We start from the raw sequence: 7792 nt of genomic DNA, 5'->3' as shown, positions 1-7792 counted from the left end.
GGGGCGGTGTGATTGTGGCCGCCGGCGACGTCCAACCCGCCCTCGGTCGTGCGCTCCTCGCGCCGCTCGGGCACCAGGCAGGCGGCGTGCGGAAGATGGGCCAGGGCGATGGCCTCCATCTCAGCGGTCACCGCCATCTCGAAGTTCAGCGGCCGGCCGCGCTTGCGAGTGATGACCGCAAGCGCCTCGATATCGGCGTCCGAGATATGCCGGCGATCTTCACGCAGGTGAGCGGTTATGCCGTCCGCGCCGGCCGCGATGGCCAGCTCGGCCGCCCGGACCGGATCGGGATAGCTGCCACCACGGGCGTTCCGGATGGTCGCCACATGGTCGATATTCACCCCTAGGCGCAGTCGGCTCATCTGGTTACTCCACTATCGCCGCGATGGCGGGCTGACCTGGAAATAGGCGCGAGCGGCCTGGAAATCACCCGTGCAGGCGACGGCTGCCCGGATCCTCGATCGGGATCGCGGCCAGTTCAGGCGGAAGCTGGTCGGCCGGATAGGCCGGCACGTCCAGGCGGGCCAGGGCCACGAACGGCGCGCCCGGATCGGCGCGGCCGCCCGAGCGGTCCACGATACAGGCCGCGACCACCACATTGCCGCCAGCCGCCTTGATCGCCTCGACGCATTCGCGCGACGACAGGCCCGTGGAGACGATGTCCTCGACCATGGCGATCCGCGCGCCGGGCGGGATCGAGAAGGCGCGACGCAGCTTGAACGAGCCGCCTTCGCGCTCGACGTACATCGAAGGCACGCCCAGGTGACGGGCGGTCTCATAGCCGGGGATGATGCCGCCGACGGCCGGGGAGATGCAGAGATCGACCTCGCCCACCGCCTCGACGATCTTCGCCGCCAGCGCTTTGCAGAGCCGCTCGGTGCGCTCCGGATACTGGAAGACCAGGTTTTTCTGCAGGAAGGTGCCGGAGTGCAGCCCGCTGGACAGCACGAAGTGACCTTCGCGCAGAGCGCCCGAGGCGCGGAATTCTTCGAGGACGTCTTCGGTGTTCATTGGGGCCTCCTGACTTGCGGATTACCCAACGCCTGCCAAGCTGTCACCGACCAATTCGTTTTGGGAGGACGAACCGGTGAAACTGTTTCAGACCTACGACTCGCCCTTCCCCACGCGCGTGCGCCTGCTGCTCTACGCCAAGGGGATCGAGGTTGAGGTGATCCGGCCGCCAGGCTTTGGGGCCACGGCCGAATCGAAGGCCGAGTACCTGAACGTCAATCCAATCGGCCGCGTGCCGGCCCTGGTGCTCGACGACGGCCGCGTGCTGCCGGAATCCGAGGTGATCTGCGAATACCTCGAAGACGCCTATCCGACGCCGTCGCTGCGGCCGGACGATCCGTGGGAGCGGGCGCGGATGCGGCTGCTGTCGCGGATCTGCGACTTCTACGTGGTCATGGCCATGGTCCCGCTGTTCAACTTCGCCGGCCGCTCGCGCCGCCATTGGGAAACGCAGGCCATTCACACCGCCGCCGGCAAGGTTGCCGAGGCGCTTGCCTATCTCGAAACCTTCATCGGATCAGAGGGCTACGCGGTGGGCGGCGCCCTCACCCAGGCCGACGGAGCGATCGCGCCGCAACTGGTCCTCGCCACCGAGTGGATCCCAAGCCTGTTCGGCACGCCCGATCCGTTGGAGAGCCTGCCCAAGCTGGCGGCCTATTGGACCTCGATCCAGACCGACCCCATCGCCGCGCGGTTGATCGACGAGACTCGGCAAGCCATCGCCGAGCAACAGGCGGCCGCGCGCGAGCAGGCCAAGCAGATGGCCTGATGATCGACCCAAGCCTCCGCCTCACCACCTGTCGCCTGAGCCTTCGGCCGTTCGAGCCGGCGGACGCGCAACGCCTGGCCGATATTCAGTCCAACTGGAACGTGACCCGCATGCTGCGGCTCGCGCCGTGGCCAGCGACGCTGGAGGCCATGGCCGAGTGGGTGGATATCCACGGCCAGGAGTGGCGGGCCGGCGAGGCCTATCGCTTCGCCGTGGTGCTGGACGGACAGGTGATCGGCTGTGCCGACATCGACGCGATCGCTGGCGGCGGGGCCGAGCTCGGCTACTTCTTCGATGAAGCCCATTGGGGACAGGGCTATGCCCGCGAGGCGGCCGGCGCGGTTCGCGACTTCGCCTTCGACACGGCGGGGCTCGATCACCTGGTGGCTGGGCATGCCTCGGAGAACCCGGCCTCCGGGAAGGTTCTCCAGGCGCTGGGCTTTCGCTATGTCGGCGAGGTCGAAAAGTTCTCCAAGCCGCATGGCTGCGACGTCCCGTACCGCCTCCTGCGTCTGGAAAAAGCCTGGCTCTAGATCGCAAATCCCAAGAGGTCGGGCATTCGCCCGTTCCAGCCCGACACCGTCTCGAAAGCCGCCGCCAGGGCCACGACCGAAGCCTCATCCTGAGGCCCGCCCATGATCTGCAGCCCGGCCGGCATCCCGTTGGCGGTGAGGCCGCACGGAACGCTGGCGGCCGGTAGGTCGAGATAGTTTCCAGCCCGGGTCAGGCTCGAGAGCGGCGAGACCGTCTCATCCACGCTGGCGATGGGCGGGGCCTCAATCGGCGCCGTAGGACAGATCAACGCCGAATAAGCCAAGAGCCAGGCGTGGAACTCGGCCTGGTCCTCCGCGCGGCGATGGCGCGCGGCTTCCAGTTGAGCGTCGGTGATCCCGCGCCCCGCCTCAAAACGACTGACGATCCACGGATCCATCTGGGCGGCGTGCGCCTCGATATGAGCGCCGCGCACACGCCAGCCCTCGGCGGCCATCAACACCCCGTTCGGCTCGAAATAGGCCGAGAGCGGACGTGGAGGCGTGGCCTTCACAACCTCCACCCCAGCCTCCCGGAGAGCGTCCAGCGCCTGCAGATAGAGGCGCGCGATCTCCGGTTCCAGATCGTCGATGTCGCCGGGGACAAGGGCCGCCACCCGCCAACTGCCCACATCGCGCTTCAATGCCGCCTCGGCGTCGAAAGGCCCGCGCCCGGTCTGCGCCCCGTCCGGCCGGGAGATGATCTCCAGCGCGCGGGCGGCGTCGGCGACGCTGCGCGCCAGGGTTCCGACCGTATCGAGGCTGGGCGCCAGATCATGAACCCCGCGCAGGGAGACCAGGCCCCGCCCCGGCTTCAAGCCGACCACCCCACAGGCGGCGGCCGGGATACGGACCGATCCGCCGGTGTCGGTACCCAGCGCCACATCGCAGAGCCCAGCCGCGACGGCGACCGCCGATCCGCTGGAAGAGCCGCCCGGCGCCCGATGAATCTGGCCGTCCCAAGGGTTCCAAGGCGCGCCGACCGCACGGTTCGTCCCCCACCCGCCATAGGCCAGCTCAACGGTCTGGGTCTTGCCGACCGCCGCCCAGCCGGCTTCCAGCAGTCGCTCCACCGCCGCGGCGTGACGCGCGGGCGACGGGTCAAGCGGCGAGCGACCGCCGCCGCCGGTCGGCACGCCCGCGAAGTCGATCATGTCCTTGACCGCGAAGGTCGGCCCCGCGCCAACCCCAGGCTCGAAGACGGCCGTGAAGGCGTTAAGCTTCCCGCCGTAACGATCGATCCGCGCCCTGGCCTGGGGCGGGGTCACCAGGCCCAACTCCAGTCCTTGGCGGTGAGCTTACAGCCGCCCTCGGCCCACCCCTTCCAGGCCCGGCCGCGCACCGCCTGGCCTGCCGCGACGCCGGTCGGCTCGCCATCGGCCAACACCAGCTTGCCGTTGACCAGCACATGACTGACCCCGGTCGCGAACTGCTGGGGCTTCTCATAGGTCCCGCGGTCGCCGATGGTCTTGGGATCGAACACCACCACGTCGGCGTGGTAGCCGACCTTCAGCAGGCCGCGATCCGTCAGCCCCAGGTTCTGGGCGGGAAAGGCTGACAACCTGCGGACCGCGTCGGCCAGGCTGGTCGTCTCCTCCTTGCGCACATACTTGCCCAGCACCCGCGCGAAATTGCCGTAGGCGCGCGGGTGGGTGCTGGATTTCAGGAACACGCCCTCCGGCGCCTGGGCCGAGGCGTCGGATCCGAAGCTCATCCACGGCAGCGCCGTTTGGCGGGCGACATTCTCCTCCGACATCAGGAAGTAGACCACTTGGACGCGGCTGCCATCCTCGATGACCAGATCGATGGCGGCGTCCTCTGGCGATATCCCCCGCGCCTTGGCGACCTCGGCGAGCGTCTTGCCTGTCAGCCCCTTGAGGGCCGGGTTCTTGAAGCCGACCAGCAGCGTCCCGTCCGCACCGGCATGGCGATAGAGGTTCTCGAAGGATGGCTTTTCCTGGCGCATCTCGGCGATGACCTTGGCCCGGACGACCGGGTCCTTCATCTGGGCGATCCATTGCTCCACCCCGCCAGCCTGGACCCAGGGCGGCATGGCAGCGTCCAGCCCCGTCGAGCCGGCGGTGTAGCTGTACATGTCGGCGGTGATCCGCTGTCCCTTGGCCCGCGCCGCCTCGATGCGGGCGATGGCGGGATCAAGCTTGTCCCAATTGGCGCGGCCGGCCTGCTTCAGATGGTAGATCTCGGCCGGCGCGCCCGAGACGCGGGAGATCTCGATCAGTTCGTCGATAGCCTCCAGCAGGCGGTCGGCCTCGGAGCGCATGTGGCTGATATAGATGCCGCCACAACGCCCGGCCTCGGTGGCCAAGGCCGTAAGTTCCGGCGTCTCGGCATAGCTCGCCGGCGCATAGATCAGCGACGACCCGACGCCGAGCGCGCCATCCTCCATCGCCTCGACCACCAGCTTGCGCATGGCGAGCAATTGTTCGGGCGTTGGATCGACGTCGCCCTCTCCCAGAACGTGCTCGCGCACCGTGGCCGCGCCGATGAACGAGGCGACATTGACCGCGATCCCGCGCTTCTCCAGCCAGGTCAGGTACTGATCGAGCGTGGTCCATTCGATCGGATACTTGATGTCGCCCATCCGCTGGGCTTCCAAGAGCTTCATCGCCGGCGACAGCGGCCCCATCGAGGTCCCCTCGCCCATCACTTCCAGCGTCACGCCCTGCTTCAGGTCAGACAGGCCGCGGCCATCGGCGATCAGGCTATCGGTCGCCCAGGAGAGCATGTTGATGAAGCCGGGCGAGACCGCCTTGCCCCCGGCGTCGATGGTTGTCCGGGCGCTCCCGGGCGCATGCGGACCGACATAGGCGATGCGGCCTTCGCCGATCGCGACATCGCCCTTGAACGGCGCGCCGCCCGATCCGTCATAGATCTGAGCGTTGCGGATCACGACGTCATAGGCCGGCGGCGATGCCGCGAGGCTCGCGGTGGAGGCCAGCAGGGCGGCGGTCAGGGCGAGGACGGCGGGTCTGTACATGGCACGCATGTGAAGCGAGATTCTACCGGCTGTCAGGCCAGAGATTTTTTGCAAAGCGCAGGAACCGCGCCGCCCGGCTTCTCGTTTATCTTTTGATCGACGAGTGAAAATCGAAGATCGCGCCCGATCAGGAGCCAGCAATGGAAACTGATCGGACAAGAAGCCCGGCGAAACCTCCCACAATCCTGGTGAGACCGTCGGGCTTCGCTGTGTCTGGGCGCCAGCCAGACCTTTCCGGAAAATCTCAGCCTGCATCGGAACGCGAACTTTGCCGCGCTCGTTTCGCCTCCATGCCGGCCAGCACGGCCGCTTTCCCCAAACAGGAGTCTTCCCCATGAGAGTCAGCGAATGCATGACCCGCGATGTCAGGATGGCCAATCCGAATGAAACCTTGCGCGATGCGGCGCGCCTGATGGCGGAATTGGACGCGGGCGTGCTTCCTGTCAGCGACGGCGACCGCCTGGTCGGCATGATCACCGACCGCGACATCTGCGTGCGCGCCGTGGCCCAGGGCAAGGGCCCCGACACCAAGGTCAGCGAGATCATGAGCAACGAGGTTCGCTACTGCTTCGACGATGAGGAAAGCGACGCGGTGTTGCGTAATATGGGCGACATCCAGCTCCGCCGCCTACCAGTCCTCAACCGCGAAAAGCGCCTGATCGGCATCGTCTCGCTCGCCGACCTGGCCTCTATCGGCCAAACCGCCCGCGCAGGCGAAGCGCTCGGCGGCATCGTGCGTCCGGGGGGAGAGCACTCCCAGTCCATTCACTAAGGAACGGCGGGCGCAGACGGCGCCCGCTACCCCTTGGCGCGGTCCACGGTCTCGATGCTGGGATTGGCGCGCAGGGCGGCGGCGATGTGGGTGAGGTGCTTGGCGTCCTTCACCTCAACGTCGAAATCCACGTCGAAGAAATCAGATTGCCGACGGTGCATGCGCAAATTGACGATGTTGCCGCCAGCCTCGCCGATCACCGTGCAGGCTTGGCCCAGCACGCCGGGCGCGTTCTTTATGGTGGCGCTCAGCTTCGACAGCGTCACCGTGTTGCGCTCGGCCTCCGGCGTCCATTGCAGGTCACGCCAGAGTTCCTCGCGGTCCTCGAAATCGGCCAGTGTCGCGCAGTCGATGGTGTGGATGGTCAGACCTGTGCCGTCCGGCTCCAAGATGCCGACGATCCGGTCGCCGGGAACCGGGGTGCAGCAGGTCCCAAAGTTCAGCGACACGCCCGGCGTCAGCCCGCCGCCGCGCACGTAGAGCCTGGCGCCCTTGCCGCCCTCGATCCGGCGCGTCGCCGTCGCCGCGTCGCGGTCGGCGGCGTTGAGCCCGGGGAAGATCACGTCCAACACCTGGGTCGGCGAGATGCGTCCCCGTCCGACCGCCTCGAACAGGTCTTCCTCGGTGGGGACCGCGAAGCGTTCCAGCGACGGCTTCAGCAACACGTCCTTGCGCGCCTTGCCAGCTCGCTCGAAAGTCTGGTCGACCGTAGCGCGGCCCAGCCGAATGAACTCTTCCTTCTCCGTCTGCCGGATATGGCGGCGGATCGCCGAGCGCGCGCGGCCGGTGACAGTCAGCGAGCGCCAGTCCGGCGGCACCACGGGCTTGGTCCCGCGGATCACCTCGACCACGTCTCCGTTCTGAAGAGCTGTCCGTAAGGGCTTGAGTTCGCCGTTGATTTTGACACCGATACAAGTGTCGCCAACGTCGGTGTGAACCGCATAGGCGAAGTCCAGCGGCATGCCCCCGCGAGGCAAGCTGACCAGCTTCCCCTTGGGGGTGAAGACAAACACCTGGTCGAGATACATCTCGAGCTTGGCGTGCTCGACCAGTTCCTCGACGTCGCCGCCGTGTTCGAGCACCTGGACCAGATGGCGCAGATTGACGAGCGGGTCGCGACCGCCCTCGGCGGCCTGGGCCTCGGCGTCGAAGCCGTAGGACTTATCCTTGTAGCGCCAGTGGGCGGCCACGCCGTCCTCGGCGATCCGGTCCATCGTCTCAGTGCGGATCTGCATCTCGATCCGCATCCCGCGCGGGCCGACGACCGTGGTGTGGATCGAGCGGTAGTTGTTCCGCTTGGGCGTGGAGATGTAGTCCTTGAACCGCTCGGGCACGCTCGGCCAGGCCCGGTGGATGACCCCCAGCGCTTGGTAGCAGTCGGCCTCGGTGTCGACGATCACCCGGAACGCGAAGATGTCGGACAGCTGGGAGAAGCCGATCGATTTGCGCTGCAGCTTGCGCCAGATCGAATAGGGGTTCTTCTCGCGGCCGAACACCCGGGCCGGCAGGCCCGCGGCCTCAAGCCGGCTGGCGATTTCGCCCGACACCACCGCGACCGCTCCGCCCTGCTCGAGCCGTAGGGCTTCGAGCCGGCGGCCGATCGCGTCGCGCGCCACCGGGTTGAGGTGCTCGAAGGCCAGCTCCTCCAGCTCGGTGCAGATGCGGTGACAGCCGATGTTGCGGGCCAGCGGGGCGTAGATGTCGAGGGTCTC

8 protein-coding genes are annotated in these 7792 nt (G+C 67.5%); 3 read left to right on the top strand and 5 right to left on the bottom strand.

The window, feature by feature from the left end:
• Together Q7T84_RS19570 and pyrE are read right to left on the bottom strand one after the other, a co-directional pair.
• The coding region (locus Q7T84_RS19570; RefSeq protein ID WP_304812373.1) for a pyridoxine 5'-phosphate synthase at nucleotides 1-362 on the bottom strand (362 nt) is incomplete at its 3' end.
• Between the two features lie 64 nt (nucleotides 363-426).
• Nucleotides 427-1011, bottom strand: coding sequence for an orotate phosphoribosyltransferase (gene pyrE / locus Q7T84_RS19565; protein WP_304812370.1), 585 nt, complete (start codon nucleotides 1009-1011; stop codon nucleotides 427-429).
• Between the two features lie 76 nt (nucleotides 1012-1087).
• Here pyrE and Q7T84_RS19560 point away from each other — a divergent pair, with 76 nt between their 5' ends.
• Together Q7T84_RS19560 and Q7T84_RS19555 are read left to right on the top strand one after the other, a co-directional pair.
• Nucleotides 1088-1780 (top strand): glutathione S-transferase family protein, encoded by a 693-nt coding sequence (locus tag Q7T84_RS19560; protein WP_304812367.1) that lies wholly within the window; start codon nucleotides 1088-1090, stop codon nucleotides 1778-1780.
• Complete coding sequence (locus Q7T84_RS19555; protein WP_304812364.1) at nucleotides 1780-2313, top strand: GNAT family N-acetyltransferase; 534 nt, start codon at nucleotides 1780-1782, stop codon at nucleotides 2311-2313. Before Q7T84_RS19560 ends, Q7T84_RS19555 begins: the two co-directional genes overlap by 1 nt.
• Here the strand turns inward: Q7T84_RS19555 and Q7T84_RS19550 are convergent.
• Both Q7T84_RS19550 and Q7T84_RS19545 read right to left on the bottom strand, forming a co-directional pair.
• Nucleotides 2310-3578 carry an amidase gene (locus tag Q7T84_RS19550; RefSeq protein ID WP_304812362.1) on the bottom strand — a complete coding sequence of 423 codons (1269 nt, stop codon included), beginning with the start codon at nucleotides 3576-3578 and terminating at the stop codon, nucleotides 2310-2312. The two genes, Q7T84_RS19555 and Q7T84_RS19550, sit on opposite strands and share 4 nt — an antisense overlap.
• Nucleotides 3575-5308: an amidohydrolase family protein gene (locus Q7T84_RS19545; RefSeq protein ID WP_304812359.1), complete on the bottom strand. Its 1734-nt coding sequence runs from the start codon at nucleotides 5306-5308 to the stop codon at nucleotides 3575-3577. Before Q7T84_RS19545 ends, Q7T84_RS19550 begins: the two co-directional genes overlap by 4 nt.
• Nucleotides 5309-5642: 334 nt before the next feature.
• Between Q7T84_RS19545 and Q7T84_RS19540 the strand changes: the two genes are divergently transcribed.
• Nucleotides 5643-6080, top strand: coding sequence for a CBS domain-containing protein (locus tag Q7T84_RS19540; RefSeq protein ID WP_304812356.1), 438 nt, complete (start codon nucleotides 5643-5645; stop codon nucleotides 6078-6080).
• A 26-nt stretch (nucleotides 6081-6106) separates the two neighbouring features.
• Here Q7T84_RS19540 and Q7T84_RS19535 read toward each other — a convergent pair.
• Nucleotides 6107-7792 (bottom strand): bifunctional (p)ppGpp synthetase/guanosine-3',5'-bis(diphosphate) 3'-pyrophosphohydrolase (locus tag Q7T84_RS19535; protein ID WP_304812354.1); only part of this gene is annotated, 1686 nt, incomplete at its 5' end.

This window comes from Phenylobacterium sp. (assembly GCF_030654915.1).
Taxonomy (GTDB): domain Bacteria; phylum Pseudomonadota; class Alphaproteobacteria; order Caulobacterales; family Caulobacteraceae; genus Phenylobacterium.
The sequence above is the reverse complement of the archived record's forward strand: the minus strand, read 5'-3'. Positions and strand labels throughout refer to the sequence as shown.

Excerpts from the sequence above, each read along its gene's own strand:
- pyrE (WP_304812370.1), bottom strand. The coding sequence starts at position 1,011 with ATGAACACCGAAGACGTCCTCGAAGAATTCCGCGCCTCGGGCGCTCTG.
- Q7T84_RS19555 (WP_304812364.1), top strand. The coding sequence starts at position 1,780 with ATGATCGACCCAAGCCTCCGCCTCACCACCTGTCGCCTGAGCCTTCGG.
- Q7T84_RS19545 (WP_304812359.1), bottom strand. The coding sequence starts at position 5,308 with ATGTACAGACCCGCCGTCCTCGCCCTGACCGCCGCCCTGCTGGCCTCC.
- Q7T84_RS19540 (WP_304812356.1), top strand. The coding sequence starts at position 5,643 with ATGAGAGTCAGCGAATGCATGACCCGCGATGTCAGGATGGCCAATCCG.